The organism is Martelella sp. NC20, from assembly GCF_013459645.1.
Taxonomy (GTDB): domain Bacteria; phylum Pseudomonadota; class Alphaproteobacteria; order Rhizobiales; family Rhizobiaceae; genus Martelella.
The window spans coordinates 2,016,442-2,033,849 of sequence record NZ_CP054861.1; the positions used below are offsets into that span (position 1 = coordinate 2,016,442).

General features: G+C 62.0%; 16 protein-coding genes and 1 pseudogene. 8 read left to right on the forward strand and 9 right to left on the reverse strand.

Translation table 11 applies throughout. The features are described from left to right. Positions 1–47: 47 nt before the first annotated feature. Positions 48–824 (reverse strand): 3-hydroxybutyrate dehydrogenase, encoded by a 777-nt coding sequence (locus tag HQ843_RS09705; protein WP_180898499.1) that lies wholly within the window; start codon positions 822–824, stop codon positions 48–50. A gap of 254 nt (positions 825–1,078) precedes the next feature. On the opposite strand from HQ843_RS09705, the gene HQ843_RS09710 reads away from it, so the two are divergent. The 6 genes from HQ843_RS09710 (at position 1,079) to der (ending at position 7,488) form a co-directional block, all read left to right on the forward strand. Then, positions 1,079–2,125, forward strand: a complete 1,047-nt coding sequence (locus HQ843_RS09710; RefSeq protein ID WP_180898498.1) for an LLM class flavin-dependent oxidoreductase — start codon at positions 1,079–1,081, stop codon at positions 2,123–2,125. Between the two features lie 13 nt (positions 2,126–2,138). Next, complete coding sequence (gene map / locus HQ843_RS09715; RefSeq protein ID WP_180898497.1) at positions 2,139–2,894, forward strand: type I methionyl aminopeptidase; 756 nt, start codon at positions 2,139–2,141, stop codon at positions 2,892–2,894. A gap of 170 nt (positions 2,895–3,064) precedes the next feature. Then, positions 3,065–4,339, forward strand: coding sequence for a peptide antibiotic transporter SbmA (sbmA, locus tag HQ843_RS09720; RefSeq protein ID WP_180898496.1), 1,275 nt, complete (start codon positions 3,065–3,067; stop codon positions 4,337–4,339). 277 nt (positions 4,340–4,616) lie between these two features. Further along, positions 4,617–5,204: an NnrU family protein gene (locus tag HQ843_RS09725; protein WP_180898495.1), complete on the forward strand. Its 588-nt coding sequence runs from the start codon at positions 4,617–4,619 to the stop codon at positions 5,202–5,204. A 90-nt stretch (positions 5,205–5,294) separates the two neighbouring features. Then, on the forward strand, positions 5,295–5,981 hold the full coding sequence (locus HQ843_RS09730) for a tetratricopeptide repeat protein (protein WP_180898494.1): 687 nt from the start codon (positions 5,295–5,297) through the stop codon (positions 5,979–5,981). A gap of 79 nt (positions 5,982–6,060) precedes the next feature. Then, positions 6,061–7,488, forward strand: a complete 1,428-nt coding sequence (gene der, locus HQ843_RS09735) for a ribosome biogenesis GTPase Der (protein ID WP_180898493.1) — start codon at positions 6,061–6,063, stop codon at positions 7,486–7,488. 9 nt (positions 7,489–7,497) lie between these two features. On the opposite strand, the gene HQ843_RS09740 is transcribed toward der, so the two are convergent. Continuing rightward, positions 7,498–8,529: a glycosyltransferase family 4 protein gene (locus tag HQ843_RS09740; RefSeq protein ID WP_180898492.1), complete on the reverse strand. Its 1,032-nt coding sequence runs from the start codon at positions 8,527–8,529 to the stop codon at positions 7,498–7,500. Positions 8,530–8,717: 188 nt separating this feature from the next. Between HQ843_RS09740 and bglA the strand changes: the two genes are divergently transcribed. Next, positions 8,718–10,361 (forward strand): beta-galactosidase BglA, encoded by a 1,644-nt coding sequence (gene bglA / locus HQ843_RS09745; RefSeq protein ID WP_180898491.1) that lies wholly within the window; start codon positions 8,718–8,720, stop codon positions 10,359–10,361. Between the two features lie 62 nt (positions 10,362–10,423). Here the strand turns inward: bglA and HQ843_RS09750 are convergent, their stop codons facing one another. From HQ843_RS09750 to choV, 6 genes and pseudogenes are all read right to left on the reverse strand, one after another. After that, complete coding sequence (locus HQ843_RS09750) at positions 10,424–11,080, reverse strand: aquaporin (protein ID WP_180898490.1); 657 nt, start codon at positions 11,078–11,080, stop codon at positions 10,424–10,426. A 148-nt stretch (positions 11,081–11,228) separates the two neighbouring features. Further along, positions 11,229–12,101, reverse strand: coding sequence for an aldose 1-epimerase family protein (locus HQ843_RS09755; protein WP_180898489.1), 873 nt, complete (start codon positions 12,099–12,101; stop codon positions 11,229–11,231). 160 nt (positions 12,102–12,261) lie between these two features. Beyond that, entirely contained in the window at positions 12,262–13,590 is a 1,329-nt protein-coding gene (locus tag HQ843_RS09760; RefSeq protein WP_180898488.1) for an aspartate aminotransferase family protein, read from the reverse strand. A 182-nt stretch (positions 13,591–13,772) separates the two neighbouring features. Continuing rightward, a complete protein-coding gene (locus HQ843_RS09765) occupies positions 13,773–14,069 on the reverse strand; it encodes an ArsR/SmtB family transcription factor (protein WP_371822187.1) in 297 nt (98 codons plus the stop codon). Between the two features lie 265 nt (positions 14,070–14,334). Next, positions 14,335–14,817, reverse strand: a pseudogene (locus HQ843_RS09770) (HugZ family pyridoxamine 5'-phosphate oxidase); the annotation flags it as partial. Continuing rightward, positions 14,814–15,872 carry a choline ABC transporter ATP-binding protein gene (choV, locus tag HQ843_RS09775; RefSeq protein WP_180898485.1) on the reverse strand — a complete coding sequence of 353 codons (1,059 nt, stop codon included), beginning with the start codon at positions 15,870–15,872 and terminating at the stop codon, positions 14,814–14,816. The gene choV and the pseudogene HQ843_RS09770, both read right to left, overlap by 4 nt. Before the next feature lie 176 nt (positions 15,873–16,048). Here choV and HQ843_RS09780 point away from each other — a divergent pair, with 176 nt between their 5' ends. After that, positions 16,049–16,630, forward strand: coding sequence for a thymidine kinase (locus HQ843_RS09780; protein WP_180898484.1), 582 nt, complete (start codon positions 16,049–16,051; stop codon positions 16,628–16,630). 34 nt (positions 16,631–16,664) lie between these two features. Here the strand turns inward: HQ843_RS09780 and HQ843_RS09785 are convergent, their stop codons facing one another. Beyond that, positions 16,665–17,381, reverse strand: a complete 717-nt coding sequence (locus HQ843_RS09785) for a helix-turn-helix transcriptional regulator (protein ID WP_180903472.1) — start codon at positions 17,379–17,381, stop codon at positions 16,665–16,667. Positions 17,382–17,408: the final 27 nt, after the last annotated feature.

The following is a 17,408-nucleotide window of genomic DNA, read 5'->3' on the forward strand; positions in this document are numbered from 1 at the left end:
AAAAGTCCTTCAGAAATGGGCGCTCGTCTGGCCGTTCACCTTGCCGCTCATTTGGCCGTCCAGCCGCCATCGATCGAAATATGGGTGCCGGTCACCTGGGCTGCCGCATCGCTTGCCAGATAAAGCGCGGTCGCGGCGATCTGCTCGACGGTGACGAATTCCTTCGTCGGCTGGGCGGCGAGCAGCACCTCGGTCTTCACCTCATCCTCGGTCATGTGCCGGGCTTTGGCGGTATCGGGTATCTGGGCTTCCACCAGCGGCGTCAGCACGTAGCCGGGACAGATCGCGTTGACGGTGATCCTCAGTTCCGCAAGCTCCAGCGCCACGGTCTTGGTCAGTCCCATCATGCCATGCTTGGCCGCGACATACGCCGCCTTGAACGGCGAGGCGACAAGGCCGTGGGCGGAGACCACATTGATGATCCGGCCTGAGCCCGCCTTCTTCATCAGCGGCACAGTGTGGCGGATAGTGTGGAACGAACTCGTCAGGTTGATGGCGATGATCCGGTCCCATTGCTCCGGCGGAAAATCCTCGATCGGGCTGACATGCTGGATGCCGGCATTGTTGACCAGCACATCGATGCCGCCGAACGTGTCGGCCGCGGAGGCGATCAGCGCCGCGATTTCGTCCGGCTTCGTCATGTCGGCTGGGTGGTAGATCACCGACCCGCTCCCGAGCGCGCCGATGCGCTCGACTGCCGCGTCAATGTCTTTCTGATTTCCGAAGCCGTTCAGAACGATATTCTCGCCGGCGGCCGCAAAACCCTCGGCGATGCCGAGTCCTATGCCGCTTGTGGAGCCTGTTATGACGACCGTGCGTGCCATGTGTCGAACCATTCCCGTTTTTGTTGTTTGCAGGAAAGGTTATGCGCAAATATGGGGCCATGCAATCGCCGCGAGGCCCCAGAATGGCATGGGGCGGGCAGAAATTTTGACCGGTTGGTCGTTTTTTTTGCCGCGCCCGCCCGGCGACAGATGGTGAACACTGCGTTTCGCCATTGAAGCCTGCCCCCGGCGTGACAATGCCGCCTGCCTGCCCCATATCGGGGTCAAGCAAATTCAACCGTAAGGACAGTCTCATGGAACTGGGCGTTTTCACCTTTGCCGATGTCGATCCGGCCGACGGAGTCGATCGCGGCCGCGAGGCCGAAAAGCGGATGAAGAACCTGATGGAGGAAATCAGGCTCGCCGACAGGGTCGGGCTCGATGTCTTCGGCGTCGGCGAGCATCACCGGGTCGATTACCTCGTTTCCTCGCCCGCGACCGTGCTGGCGGGCGCCGCCACGATCACCGAGAATATCCGCCTCACCAGCGCGGTCTCGATCCTCTCTTCGGATGATCCGGTGCGGGTGTTCCAGCAATTTTCCTCCGTCGATCTTCTGTCGGGCGGTCGTGCCGAGATCATGGCCGGGCGCGGCTCGTTCATCGAGAGCTTCCCGCTGTTCGGCTATCCGCTCGAAGCTTATGACCTGCTGTTCGAGGAAAAGCTCGATCTGCTGCTGAAGATCCGCGACAACGAGACGGTGACATGGTCGGGCAAGACGCGGGCGCCGATCGACAACCTTCCGGTCTATCCCCGCCCGGTGCAGGACCCGCTGCCGGTGTGGATCGCGGCCGGCGGCACGCCGCAATCGATGGCGCGCGCCGGTTTTCTCGGCCTGCCGCTGATCATCGCCATTCTCGGCGGCCAGCCGCGCCGGTTCGCGCCGCTGTTCGATATTCACAGACAAGCCGGCGAGCAGGCGGGCCATGATCCGGCAAGGCTGAAGCGCGCCATTTCGGTGCACGGTTTCCTCGCCGATACCACCGAAAAGGCCGCCGACATCTTCTTCGAGCCGCAAAAGGCGGTGATGGACCGGATCGGCCGCGAGCGCGGCTGGGGTCCGCAAAGCCGGGCGCAGTTCGATGCAACCATGGGCCCGGAAGGGGCGCTGTTCGTCGGCGGACCGGAACAGCTTGCCCGCAAGATCGTCGCCCACCAGCGCATCATGGGGCTCGACCGGTTCATGATCCAGTTCGCGGTCGGTCTTGTGCCGCACGAGGAAGTGTTGCATGCAATCGAACTGCTGGGTACGAAGGTTGCCCCGATGGTGAAGGAAATGCTGGCTCAGGGAGAGCCGGTCTGAGAGAAAGCGTTACATGATTGTCGAGACTGAGGAAGAACTGGCCGCGCTGAAGGATATCGGCCGGATTTGCGCCACCGCGATTGAAAGAATGGCTGCGGCGCTCGAGCCGGGCATCACCACGCTGGAGCTCGATAATATCGGCCGCGCGATCCTGGACGAAAACGGCGCGCGATCGGCGCCGGAGGTGACCTACCGGTTTCCTGGCGCGACCTGCATATCGGTCAACGAGGAGGTGGCCCACGGCATTCCGGGCGACCGGGCGATCGCCGCCGGCGACCTCGTCAATATCGATGTCTCGGCTGAAAAAAACGGCTTCTTCTCCGATGCCGGCGCCTCCTTTGCCGTTCCGCCGGTCACAGCCAAGGTCAAGCGCCTTTGCCGCGACGGCAAGCGGGCGATGTGGACCGGCATCAACCAGGTGAAGCCCGGTGGCGGCTTTGCCGAGATCGGCAATGCGATCGGGGCCTTCGCCCGCAAGAACCGCTATTCGCTGATCCAGAACCTTGCCAGCCACGGCGTCGGCCGGTCGCTGCACGAGGAGCCCGCGGAGCTTTCCACCTGGCCCGATGCCAGCGAGCGGCGGATCATAGCGGAGGGGCAGGTCTTCACCGTCGAACCGTTTCTGTCGTTCGGCGGCGAATGGGCGGAGGAGGAGGACCGCGAATGGGTGCTCTATTCCCACCCGCGCGCGCTCACCGTGCAGTTCGAGCACACGGTCATCGCCACCCGCAACGGCCCGCTGGTGTTGACATTGGGCGAGGGGGCTTGAGGGATTTCTGCCTTCCGGGGGCTTTCGACAGCGGTTCAAACCGCGCCGGGTAGCTGCTGCCACACCATCCTCGCGCTATCGTGAGGCACCTTAATTATGTTTAATTTCTCTTTCTTAAGCGAAATGCCGTAGTAGTTGCGAAAGCGCAAACATTTCCGGAAGGCCAGATCTTGTTCCAGTCATTCTTTCCCCGGCCGAAATGGTATTTCCTCTCCGCCCTGATATGGACACTGGTCGCGATCGCCGGATGGTATGGCGTGGTGCGCGAACTCGGCGTCAGCATGGGTTTTGCGCCTTATCCGGAAGGCGACCAGCCGATCGGGCTCGCGCATTTCATCACCCCGGATTTTCTCTGGTTCTATCTCTATTACGCCGTGTTTTCGGTCATTTTCGGCGTTTTCTGGTGGTTTGTCGGCGACAATCGCAGATGGCAGGCGTGGTCGGTCTGGGGCTCGCAGCTGATCATCTTCATCACCTATTTCTCGGTGCAGATATCGGTCGCGATCAACAACTGGCGCCGGCCCTTCGGCGATACGCTGCAGGCCGCGCTTCAGGGGGAGGGCGGTATAACCGTCGGCGATTTCTATACGCTGATGCTGATCTTCCTGCAGATCGCCTTCCTCAGCGTCACGCTGTTCATCGTTTCGCGCTTCTTCATCAGCCATTACATCTTCCGCTGGCGCACGGCGATGAACGATTACTATACCGGCATGTGGGAACGCGTCCGCCATATCGAGGGCGCTTCCCAGCGCGTGCAGGAAGATACGATGCGGTTTGCCTCGATCATGGAGGGCCTCGGGGTCTCGATGATCGACGCCGTGATGACGCTGATCGCCTTTCTGCCGGTGCTGTTTTCGCTGTCGCAATACGTCACCGAACTGCCGATCGTCGGCGCGATCCCGGCGCCGCTGTTTACCGCGGCGATCTTCTGGTCGCTGTTCGGCACGATCCTGATGGTGGTGGTCGGCGTCAAGCTGCCGGGGCTCGAATTCCGCAACCAGCGCGTCGAGGCGGCCTATCGTAAGGAGCTCGTCTATGGCGAGGACCATGCGGATCGCGCCCAGCCGGAGACCCTGATCGAGCTGTTTTCCAATGTGCGGCGCAATTATTTCCGGCTTTACCTGCACTACACCTATTTCAACCTCGCCCGCAGCCTTTATCTGCAGGCAGACAATATCTTCGGCTATTTCATTCTGGTTCCGGCGATCGTCGCCGGCGCGGTGACCTATGGTCTCGTCCAGCAGATCGTGACCGCCTTCGGGCAGGTCGCCTCGTCGTTCCAGTATCTGGTGATGTCATGGTCGACGATCATCGAGCTGATATCGATCTACAAGCGTCTTGCCGCCTTCGAGGCCGCGATCTTCGGCCAGCCGCTGCCCGAGATCGACCGCGAGGATTATCAGGAGCCCGGCGGCGACGTGACCGAGCCGCATCCCGAGGGGTGAGGGAAGAGGTTGCCTGCGGCGCGATATGGCAGCTTCGCTTTGCCTGCCTGTTCGGATGCAGCCGTCTCCGCTCGGGCTTGTCCCGAGCATCCAGGCCACGCGGGGAACGCCGCCTGGACCCTCGGGTCAAGCCCGAGGGTGACCCAAAGAGGGAAAGGGTTATCAGCTAAAACTCGATCATCAGGCCGCCCGATAGCGAAATCTTCTGGATCGCTTCTAAACTCGGCGCTTCCGGCATAAGGTGGCGCCAGTTGGAATGTTCGCCAGGGGTTGATTCATGGTCATGCTTGTTATCGCGGTTCTGCTATTTGCCGGAACGCATCTCGTTCACGCCTTCGCGCCCGGCTTTCGCCGGTCGATGATCGACCGCATCGGCGAAAACCCGTGGCGGGGCCTGTTTTCGTTGGCGGCGCTCGCCGAATTCGTGTTCCTGGTGTTCGCCTACGGCCAGGCGCGTCAGGGCGGCGTCGTTCTCTATACGCCGCCATTCTGGTTTGCCCATATCACCGTACTGCTGATGCTGCTCGCGATGATCTGTCTTTCGGCAAGCTTCTTTCCGCCCGGAAAGATCGCGACGATCGCCAAGCATCCGATGGTGCTGTCGGTCAAGATCTGGGCGCTCGCCCATCTTCTGGCGAACGGCGAGGCGGCCTCGGTCATCCTGTTTGCCGGCATCCTGATCTGGGCGGTGATCCTGCGGATTTCGCTTGCAAGGCGGGAGCGGGCGGGGCTTTTGACGCGCAAGCCCTACGTCTCGGCGCGCTATGACGCCTATGCCTGCATGCTCGGCATCGTGCTCTGGGGCCTGTTCATCTGGAAGCTGCATGTCTGGCTGATCGGCGTGCCGATCCAGTTCGCTGCATAATCAGCGCAATGAGGCGCGTTTTCCCTTACAACTGAGCAAAAAAACGGTTAGAAGGCCGCACCTAACAAAAATGCACGCCGGAGTGACGTGATGGCTAATCAGGACGACAGCTTTATCCGCGAAGTTAACGAGGAACTGCGTTCCGACAGGATGAAGGATGCCTGGCGACGCTATGGCAAGATCCTGATCGCGGCCGCCGTCATTCTCGTGATCGGCACGGCCGGCTGGCGCGGCTATGAATACTGGCAGTCCCGCGCGGCGGCGAAATCCGGCGACGTGTTCCTCACCGCGCTGAACCAGATCGAGGCCGGCAATCTCGAGGCCGCCGAACAGACGCTGGCGCAACTGGAACAGGAAGGCCACGGCTCCTATCCGGTGCTGGCGCAGTTGCGCGCGGCAACCCTGCTTTCTGAAGCCGGCGATACCGCTGCCGCGATCTCGGCCTTTTCGTCGATCGGCAAGGACCGCGCCGTGCCGGAGGCGATCCGCGATGCGGCCAAGCTGCGCGCCGGCTGGCTGCTGGTCGATACCGGCACCTATGAGCAGGTGTCCGCCGAGGTCGAGCAGCTTGCGAGCGACGGCAATCCGTTCCGCTTCTCCGCGCGCGAGATTCTCGGTCTTTCCGCTTACCGGCTGAAGGATTACGCCCGCGCGCAGGAATGGTTCGAGGCAATTTCCAACGACCCGGAAGCCCCGCGCAACGTGCTCAATCGCGCCCAGATCATGCTCGAGGTGATGACCGCCGATGGCAATGTCACCGAAAGCGCTACCGGCTGACCGGAGCATTTCGCAGTCAGGTGGAGCCACCTGACGCCCGCGTGAATGCGGCAAACACGACCGTCAGGAGAAACATTTCATGAGTTTCAAGGTCGCCATCGTCGGAAGACCGAATGTCGGTAAATCGACGCTGTTCAACCGTCTGGTCGGACAGAAGCTGGCGCTTGTCGACGACACGCCGGGGGTTACCCGCGATCGCCGGCCGGGCGAGGCGCGGCTTTCGGACCTGCGCTTCACCATCATCGATACCGCCGGCCTTGAGGAGGCCGCCGCCGATACGCTGCCGGGACGCATGCGCGCCCAGACCGAGGCGGCGATCGACGAGGCCGACCTGTCGCTGTTCGTCGTCGACGCCAAGGCCGGGCTGACGCCTGCCGACAATACGCTGGCTGAAATGGTGCGCCGGCGCGGCAAGCCTGTCGTGCTGGTCGCCAACAAGGCCGAGGCGCGCGGCTCCGACGCCGGTTTCTACGACGCCTTCACGCTCGGGCTCGGCGAACCCTGCCCGATTTCCGCCGAACACGGCCAGGGCATGCACGATCTGCGCGAGGCGATCATTGCGGCGATCGGCGAGGAACGGGCCTTCCCCAAGGAAGAGCCGGTCGAGGAAGCTCGCACCGATGTGATGCTGACCAAGGAAGAGGCCGAGAACCCGGAAGAGGTCGCCCCCTATGACGACACCAAGCCGCTCCGGGTTGCAATCGTCGGCCGCCCGAATGCGGGCAAGTCGACGCTGATCAACCGCTATCTCGGCGAGGAGCGGCTGCTGACCGGGCCGGAGGCGGGGATCACCCGCGATTCGATCTCCGTGGAGTGGGAGTGGCGCGGCCGGCCGATCAGGCTGTTCGACACCGCCGGGATGCGCCGCAAGGCGCGGGTCGTCGAAAAGCTCGAAAAGCTCTCGGTCTCCGATGCGTTGCGCGCGATCCGTTTTGCCGAATGCGTGGTGATCGTCTTCGACGCCACCATTCCGTTCGAGAAGCAGGACCTGCAGATCGTCGATCTCGTCATCCGCGAGGGCCGCGCCGCCGTGCTCGCCTTCAACAAATGGGATCTGATCGAGGATCGTCAGGCCGTGCTTGCCGATCTGCGCGAGAAGACGGACCGGCTGCTGCCACAGGCGCGCGGCCTTCGCGCCGTGCCGATTTCCGGCGAGCGCGGAACCGGCCTCGACAAGCTGATGCAGGCGATCGCCGATACCGACAAGGTCTGGAACAGCCGCATCTCCACGGCAAGGCTCAACCGCTGGCTCGACGTGCAGACCGTCAGCCATCCCCCGCCCGCCGTTTCCGGCAGGCGGTTGCGGATGAAATACATGACCCAGGTGAAGACCCGCCCGCCGGCCTTCATGATCTCATGCACCAGGCCGGAGGCTGTGCCGGAAAGCTATATCCGCTATCTGACCAATGGCCTGCGCAATGATTTCCAGATGCCGGGCGTGCCGATCCGTATCCACTTCCGCGCCGGCGAAAATCCGTTCGAGCACAAGCGCAAGAAGAAGCGCTGACTGGCGCGATCAGCCGTCGTGCGCGCTGGTCACGTTCTGGTAGAACTGGATGGCGGCCGCTTCCCAGGTATAGGTCGCGGCCAGTTCGCGCGCCTTTTCCGGGGAGCATTCAAGGGCTTTCAGGCAGGCGGCCTTGAGGTCGTCGTCGAGGACGCCCGCCTGATCATGTCCGCCGAGGATATCCGCCGGACCGCTGACCGGAAAGGCTGCGACCGGAATGCCGCATGACAGCGCCTCGATCGTGGTATTGCCGAATGTGTCGGTCTTCGAGGTGAACACGAAGACGTCGGCCTCGGCATAGGCCTTTGCCAGTTCCTCGCCTTTCAGCATGCCGAGGAAATGCGCCTTCGGGTATTTCTCTTCGAGCTCGCGCCGGGCGGGGCCGTCGCCGACGATCACGGTGCTGCCCGGCATGTCGAGCGAGAGCAGGGCCTCAAGGTTCTTTTCGACCGCGACGCGCGCGACCGTCAGGAAGATCGGCCGGGGAAGGCCGCCGAACGGGGCATCGGACTTCGGTCGCGGGTAAAACAGCGTATTGTCGATCCCCCGGCTCCACTGCATCAGGTTTCTGAAACCATGGGCCTCAAGCTCGCGGGCGAGGCTTTCGGTCGCGACCATGCAGCCATTGCCGGCATTGTGGAAATTGCGCATGACGGAATAGAGCAGGCCGAGCGGAATGGGCAGGCGGGCGGAAACATATTCCGGAAACTTCGTGTGGTAGCTCGTCGAAAAGCGGCAATCTCTGCTCCGGCACCAGCGGCGGGCCTTGTAGCCGAGCGGGCCTTCGGTTGCGATATGGACGTAATCGGGCCGGCTTTCCTCGATCAGGCGTGCCACGTGACGGTAGCTTGCCAGCGCCAGCCGTATTTCCGGATAGGTGGGCATGCCGATATTGCGAAACATGTCCGGGGTGATCATCGTCACCTCCACGCCCATCTTCGCAAGCTCGCGATTGGTGTTCTCGATGGTGCGGACCACGCCGTTGACCTGCGGATGCCAGGCGTCGGACACCAGGGTCAGTCTTTTCGCCGGTTCAAGCATTCACGGGGCTTCCTCAGCCGAAAGGCACTGTGCGGGCTTCAGCCGCTTTAGCCCGTCCGTGTGTCAGTCATATTACAGTCGAATTTCCGGCGTGATGGTGCGTTGCAAAAGAAACGCCGACTTCGCATTTACCTCGCGTGGTCCGGGAGATAGTCTGGCGGCCGGACGCTTCGAGCAAGGAATTTTCAATGACGGTTGGCAATACCGGCAACTGGTGGCGCGGCGGCGTCATCTACCAGATCTACCCCCGCTCATTTCAGGACACCACCGGCGACGGCATCGGCGATCTGCCCGGCATCACGCGGCGGCTCACCTATGTGGCCGAACTCGGCGTCGACGCGATCTGGCTGTCGCCGTTCTTCAAATCGCCGATGGCCGACATGGGCTATGACGTTTCGGACTATCTCGATGTCGACCCGATGTTCGGCACGCTCGACGATTTCAGGGCGCTGGTCGGCGAGGCCCACAGGCTCGGCCTGAAGGTGATCATCGATCAGGTTCTGTCCCACACCTCGGACCAGCATCCCTGGTTCAGCGAAAGCCGATCGAGCAAGGACAATGCCAGGGCCGATTGGTATGTCTGGGCCGATGCCAAGCCCGACGGCACGGCGCCCAACAACTGGATGTCGATCTTCGGCGGGCCGGGCTGGGAGTGGGATGGCACCCGCAAGCAGTATTACATGCATAATTTCCTGACCAGCCAGCCCGATCTCAACTTCCACTGCAAGGCGGTGCAGGACGCACTTCTCGAGACGGTGCGGTTCTGGCTCGATCTCGGGGTCGACGGTTTCCGCCTCGATACCGTCAATTACTATTTCTGCGACGACAAGCTGCGCGACAACCCGCCAATGCTGGGCGATGACGATGCCGCCGGCCTCGATGCGCCCGACGTGAACCCCTACGGTTTCCAGAAGCACATCTATGACAAGACCAGGCCGGAGAATATCGGCTTTCTCAAGCGCTTCCGGGCGCTGCTGGATGAATATGACGACCGCGCGTCGGTCGGCGAGGTCGGGGATGGCGCACGCTCGCTGAAGACGGTCGCCGATTATACCGCCGGCAATGACAAGCTCCACATGTGCTACACCTTCGATTTCCTCGGCCCGGATTTCTCGCCGGGTCATATCCGAAAATGCGTGGAGAATTATTTTGCCACGGTTTCGGACGGCTGGGTGTGCTGGGCGTTTTCCAACCACGATGTCGACCGCCATGTCTCGCGTTTTGCGAAGACAGAGGCCGAGCGCGAGCCGGTCGCGCGGCTCGCCATTTCGGTTCTGGCAACGCTGAAGGGCTCGATCTGCCTTTACCAGGGCGAGGAACTCGGCCTGCCGCAGGCGGAACTCGCCTTCGAGGACCTGCGCGACCCTTACGGCATCCGCTTCTGGCCCTCCTACAAGGGAAGGGACGGCTGCCGCACGCCGATGCCATGGAGCAATGTGCCGCCCAATGCCGGCTTTTCCACCGCCGAAAAGCCCTGGCTGCCGGTGCCTGAAGCCCATCTGGCGCTGTCGGTGTTCGAGCAGGCGCCGCTGCCGGATACGGTCTACAACCACTATCGCGCGACGCTCGCCTTCCGCGGCGAACACGACGCGCTGTTCGATGGCGAGATCGCCTTTCTCGACAGCGACAATGACGACGTGCTGATGTTTACCCGCAGCAAGGGCAATGAAACCCTGCTGTTCGTGTTCAACTTCGCCGCCATCCCACAGTCCGTGCCGCTGCATATGGCCGTCGGCCACGTCGATACGCTCGATTTTCCGGGCATGACGGCGGTGCTGAACGGCGCCGGGGTGGAACTCGGCGGGTTTGACGGGTTTTGCGCACGGATCTAGACGGCATTTGCTGATCCTGACGTGGTGGACGCCGACATTCAGGCGTCCACCATGCGCAGCGCTCAGTCTTCGAGCGTCTTGAAGCGATAGAGCAATGCCCCGATGACACCGCCGGCCAGCGGCGCGACGATGAACAGCCAGAGCTGCGCCAGCGCATGGCCGCCGACCAGGATCGCGGGGCCGAAGCTGCGGGCCGGATTGACGGAAACGCCCGTCACTTGGATGCCGACGAGGTGGATCGCGACCAGCGTCAGCCCGATTGCGAGGCCGGCAAAGCCGGCAGGGGCTGCGGCGGCGGTCGAACCGAGGATGACGATCACGAAGATCGCGGTGAACACGACCTCGAAGACGAGAGCTGCCGGCAGCGCATATTCGCCGAGATAGCCCGGCCCCCAGCCGTTCTGGCCAAGGCTGGCGGTGGAGCCGGCAATGACGGCCAGAACGACCGCGCCCACCAGTGCGCCGGCGAACTGGGCGATCCAGTAGCGCGCCATTTCGCCAGCGGGCATGCGGCCTGCGACAAACACGCCGAGGCTGACGGCGGGATTGATGTGGCATCCGGAAATCGGGCCGATGCCATAGGCCATGGCGACGATGGCGAGGCCGAAGGCAAAGGCGATCCCGGTCTGCCCGATGGCATCGCCGCCAAGAACGGCAGCGCCGCAGCCAAACAGCACGAGCACCGCAGTGCCGATAAATTCTGCCACGAGTTTTTTCATGTTGAGGTCCCCGAAGAACACGGCGGCCCTCATCATTACCCGAGCGGCGCGCCGACGATTGAAAGATCAATGCGAAGCGACCCAGGTGTTTTTTTCGAGATATGCGATATTGTTTCGCGTTAGGCAATCAAAATGAGCGCGGAACAACCTATCCGTCTATTGCCACGGACCAGCCGAAGCGCGCGCTCTCGCCCGGGGCGAGCGTCCGGGTGAAAGGTCGGTCTTCCAGCGCCGGGCCCTTGCCGTGGGCGGCGGCCATGCCGTGCCACGGTTCCACGCAGATATAGGGCGCGCCCGGCTTGGTCCAGAGCGCCAGATTGGGCAGGTTTTCGAAGCGGAAATGCAGCGAGGGACCGTCCTCGGCGCTGAGACTCAGTCGGTCGCCGGCTCCCTCGGGAAAGATCATCGCATCCTCCTCGAAATAGTCGTGGTCGAGCGCGAGCACGCCATCGGCGAAGGGCGAGGCGAGCGGCGTCGGGTCCAGCAGGCCGTCGCGCAGGCGGATCATGGCGGGCTCTGCACGGTTGTCGAGCGTGATGTGATGCACATGGCCCTTGTTCAGGCCCGGCATCGGCCAGCGGAAGGCAGGGTGAAAGCCGAAACCGAACGGCATCGCCCGGTCGTCCCGGTTCGCCACCTCGGCTGTGACCGTCAGCGTGGCGCCGGCCAGCGCGTGGGTGATCGACAGAGAGAATTCGAACGGATAGGCCATCCGCGTGTCCGCCGTCGGGGCAAGCACAAAGCGACAGGACGACGCCGCGCTTTCTTCAAGCGTGAATTCGCTCTTGCGGGCAAAACCATGCTGCTGCATCGGGAATGCCATGCCGTCGATCGTCACCCTGTTGTCCGGCGCCTTGCCGACGATCGGAAACAGGACCGGGGCCCGTCCCGTCCAAAAGGCGGGGTCACCGTCCCAGAGCCATTCGCGCCCGTCCCTGCTCGTGATCGACCGGGTCTCGGCGCCGAGCGGCGACACCGCGACGGCAAGGTTTTCGTTTTCAATCAGAATGTCGTCGGACATGACGGCATCTCCCGTTTGCGACAGTGCAAAAAATAGAGCGCGGAGTCGAAAAACGGAGACCTGCTTCCTGAGAATGCTGATGCGGCAAGGCAAAATCGGGCGATCTGAACCAAACGCCCGATACGCCGGCCTCCTGTTCCCGACGCGCCACGCGACGGCGTCAGATATTGTTCATCAGCACCTTGCGCAGCGTGTCGAACAATTCGTCGATCTGGGCCTTGGAGACGATCAGCGGCGGCGACATGGCGATGATATCGCCGGTGGTGCGGATCAGCAGGCCGGCTTCATAGGCGTTCAGGAAGGCGGTGAAGGCGCGCTTGGTGGGTTCGCCGGAAATCGGCTCCAGCTCGATCGCGCCGATCAGGCCGGTATTGCGGATGTCGATGACATACGGGCAATCCCGCAGGCTGTGGAGCTGTTCTTCCCAATAGGGCGCGAGTTCTGTTGCCCGGGTCAGCAGGCCTTCTTCCTTGTAGGTGTCGAGCGTGGCGAGTGCCGCGGCGGACGCCATCGGATTGCCCGAATAGGTATAGCCGTGGAAGAACTCGATCATATGCTCCGGGCCGCTCATGAAGGCGTCATGGATTGCGGAGGTGACGAAAACGGCGCCCATCGGAATGACGCCGTTGGTCAGGCCCTTGGCGGTGATGATGATGTCCGGGGTGACGTCGTAATATTGCGCCGCAAACGGGGCGCCGAGGCGTCCGTAACCGGTGATCACCTCGTCGAAAATCAACAGTATGCCGTATTTGGTGCAGATCTCGCGCAGTTTCTTGAGATAGCCCTTCGGCGGAATCAGGACGCCGGTCGAGCCGGCGACAGGCTCGACGATGACGGCGGCGATCGTGGAGGCATCGTGGAGCGTCACGATCCGTTCGAGTTCGCTTGCAAGGTCGAGGCCATGTTCCGGCTGGCCCTTTGTGAAGGCGTTCTTTTCGGGCAGATGGGTGTGCGGCAGATGATCGACGCCGGTCAGAAGCGTGCCGAACATCTTGCGGTTGGAAACGATGCCGCCGACCGAGATGCCGCCGAAATTGACGCCGTGATAGCCCCGTTCGCGGCCGATCAGCCGGAACCGCGAGCCGTCGCCCCTTGCCCGGTGGTAGGCGAGCGCGACCTTCAGCGCGGTCTCGACCGATTCGGAGCCCGAATTGGTATAGAGCACATGGTTCATGCCCTCGGGCGCGATATCGACCAGCCGGTTGGCAAGCTCGAAGGCCTTGGGGTGGGCGAGCTGGAAGGCGGGGGCGTAGTCGAGTTCGCCGGCCTGTTTGCGGATCGCCTCGGTGATCTTCGGCCGGCAGTGACCGGCATTCACGCACCAGAGCCCGGAGGTTGCGTCCAGAACCTGACGACCATCGGCGGTCGTGTAATACATGTCCTTGGCGGCCACGAACATGCGCGGGGCCTTTTTGAACTGCCGGTTGGCGGTAAACGGCATCCAGAATGCGTCGAGATTGTTGGGCGTCACATTGGCGCTGTCGGACATGAGCTGCTCCAAAAAAGAAAGCGACCCGTCGCCGGGCCCCTGTTGCATCATTTCAATGGAGAGTACGTTATCAGCGGCACCGACGTCGTCAAGCGAAAGCCTCTGCCGATGCGGAATCCGGCAGGCGATAGCCGTCTCCCGGACAACCCGTGCCGGCCTTCGATGAGCCGGCCGGCAGAGGTTCAGCCCGCCTTGCGGCTGGCGATCATTTCATCGTCGTAGATCTCGCCGAGCGTGTCGAGAAGCTTGCGAACCGGTTCGGCATGTGTGCTGTAATAGATGGTCTGCGCCTCGCGCCGCGTTTCGACGAGGTTCTGGGCGCGCAGTTTCGACAGGTGCTGCGACAGCGCGGACTGGCTCAGGCCGACGCGGATTGCGAGCGCGCCAACCGGCATTTCCCTCTCGATCAGCACGCAGAGAATCTGAAGCCGCTTCGGATTTGCCATCGCCGAAAGCAGGCTGGCCGCGGGAGAGGTCATGTCTGAAAGTTTGTTTGCGCTCACAGCAGTACTCCTTGGTTTGACTTTAAGTGTCAATAATTTTTCCAATGCCTAAAATGGAATGTAACCGAGTCGTCGGGAAAATAATAATGTGAAATTTAGGGTAGTTTTTAAAAGGGCTGGCGAAAATAAAGCAAATCTCCGTTTCGGGTGCTCGTCGCCGCAACTTTGTTAAATTAGTTACTTTTCAAGATCGAGCCGGCACTGGTATTTCGCGTGGTGGCCATTCTGGTCAATCAGGCTCGATCAGAGCCTTGCCCTCGATGGCATAGGCCTTGCCGAAACCGCCATTGAGGTTCGCCGATACCGGCGACAGGCGGAAGAGGTTGAAATCGGGGAAGTCGATATAGGTCCTTGCCTTCGGGTGGCGGTCGAGAAATCGCGTTCGTACCCGCTGATGATCGTCGCCGCCGCGTTCGATGACCGCGGCAAGGCATCGCGTCGTCATGCGCGGGTGGGCCATCGGATCGCCCTTTCCCGGTTCTCCCGTCAGCAGCGATACCTTGCTGTCCTGCAAGATCGCCCTGGTGTGGTTCGACAGCGCCGAAATCAGGATGACGGGCGTGCCGTCGGTATCGGTCGCGACCAGCACACGGCTTGCAAGCGGGAAACCTGTTTCCGGTTCGTTGACGGCAAGGGCGGCAAAGCTTGCATCCCGCAGGAGCGATTTCGCAAGGCTGATCGCCGCTTCGTCGGTTTCGCGCAGGGGAGATGATTTTTCGCTCATGCCGTCGGCCTTTCCGGCCGCCGCGGCGCAAGGCCGGCGGCAATCTCGCGGTGCGAGATCGTCCCGGCAATCCGCCCGCCCTCGACGACGCCGATGGTTCCCGGCCGGTCTGAAAGCAGTCGTATCAGCGTCATGGCCGGCGTCGCGGATTTGACGGTCGCCGCGATCCGTGTGTCCAGCTGACTGCGTGAAGCAACAGGTTTCATGATATCTTCTGCCGTGAGAACCGTGAGCGGGTTGGTATTGGCTACAAAGTCGGCGACATAGTCGTTTGCCGGGTTTTTGACGATTCCGCGCGGCGTGTCCGTCTGGATCACTTTTCCTGCCTGCATGATCGCGATGCGGTTGCCCAGTTTGATGGCTTCATCGAGATCGTGGCTCACGAACAGGATCGATTTTCTGAGGCGCTGTTGCAGTTCCAGCAATTCATCCTGCAGATGGGCGCGGATCAGCGGATCGAGCGCCGAAAACGGCTCGTCCATCAGAAGAATCGGCGCTCCGGTGGCAAAGGCGCGCGCCAGGCCGACCCGCTGCTGCATGCCGCCGGAAAGCGCATCGATGGGATGATCGGCCCAATCCGAGAGGTTCACCAGGTGAAGCTGCTCCTCGATGCGCTCGCGCCGCTCGCGTCTGGGCACGCCCGAAAGCTCCAGCCCGAGGCCGACATTTTCGGCAACGCTCAGCCAGGGAAGCAGGGCAAACTGCTGGAACACCATGGAGACGGACCGCGCTCTCAGGGCCCTGAGCGCCTTGGCATTGGCGGTGTAGGGATTGACGACGCCTTTATCGGTATGGACGCGAACCTCGCCGCGTATGACCGGCGCCAGACCGTTGACGGCGCGCAGCAATGTCGACTTTCCAGACCCCGAAAGGCCCATCAGGACGACGATTTCACCGCGTCCGAGCGTCAGCGAGGCGTTGGCGACGCCGACGAGGTTGCCGGTGCGGGCATGAATGTCGTCGCGCGAATGACCGGCGTCGACAAGCGGCAGCGCGCGCCGCGCATGCTTGCCATAGATGATATCGATTGTGTTGATCTCGACGACTGTTTCCATGGGTCTGCATCATCATCGGCAGGGGTAGGATAGCAGGAGGCTGTTTCTCACATTCGGGCCGAAGCGGCAAGACACAGCGCGCGAAACGCGCGGCCCGCGGTTTTCTGTGGCTATCTGCGATTCCGGCTTCTTGTAGGCGCGCGATCGCGGCAAGAAAGGAGAAAAAGGACCGCACTATGGCGAAACTCCACTTCTACTATGCCACGATGAATGCCGGCAAATCGACCTTGCTGCTGCAGGCCGCCTATAATTACCGCGAGCGCGGCATGCATGCCGTCATCCTGCTTGCCGAACTGGATGACCGGGGCGGCAAGGGCGTGGTTTCCTCTAGGATCGGCTTGGAGGCCGATGCGGTCACCTTCGGGCCGGACACCGATCTGTTCGAATGCGCGGGCGCGCTCGACGGCAAGCGCAAGATTGATTGCCTGTTCGTGGACGAAGTCAATTTCGCCACCGCCGATCATGTCTGGCAATTGGCGCGGGTTGTCGATGAACTCGGGATTCCGGTCATGGCCTATGGCCTCAGATCCGATTTCATGGGGCGGCTGTTTCCGGCATCGGCCGAACTGTTCGTGCTCGCGGATGAAATCCGGGAAGTGAGGACGATCTGCCATTGCGGCCGCAAGGCGACCATGGTGGTGCGGCAGGACCAGACGGGCAAGGCGCTGCTCGAAGGCCCCCAGATCGAGGTCGGCGGCAATGACCGCTACGTTTCCTATTGCCGCCTGCACTGGAAAGAGAAGACCGGACGCCGATAGAGCGTTCCCTCCGGCGCTGACCCGCTGCGCGCACTCATTCGATCAGCCTGAGGCGGATGGCCTTTGCCACGAGATGCGCCCTGTTGACGCATTCCATCTTGCGGATCGCATTTGCCAGATAGGCATTGATGGTGTGGTCGGAGAGATTGAGGATCCTGCCGATCTCGTGCGAGGTCTTGCCTTCGGCGGTCCATTTGATGACCTCCAACTCCCGCGAGGAAAGGCTCTTCAGGTGATGGGCGGAAACCGGTCGCAACTGCTCGAACCGGCGGCAGGCGCACAGCGCCAGCCTGTTGATTTCGTCCTTTTCTTCGTCGCTGAGGGGGGCGCGATCCCCGAACAGCAGGAAAGCCAAGGGCTCCGGCTGGCAATCCGGCGCCGTGAAGACAACGCCCATGCGGACATGGATTGTCTTGAGGCGCTGGCCGAAAGCCGCCTCCGCATCATCCAGCTCGAACTGGCCGATATTCCACTCGACCGGGGAAGTTGCTTTTCTCCACGACCGGACGAAAGCGGAGTTTTGCAGGATCTCCGCCTGATCATAGGCCGCGATGAGGGGGTAGGGAAGCGAGGTGAAGTGAATCAGGGACTGCAGCAGCGCGTCGCTGCTTCGGGGGATGTCAGTCAACGTAAAGTGGTTAAAACCAAAGGTTGATGTTATCTCGCCAAGCGAAACGATAAGCTCGGCAATTGTTTCCGAATGCGCGACCCGTGCCCGCAATTCCAAAATTCTGGCTTCGTCCATCATCATCGCCATTTCTGTCGTAAATTATGATAC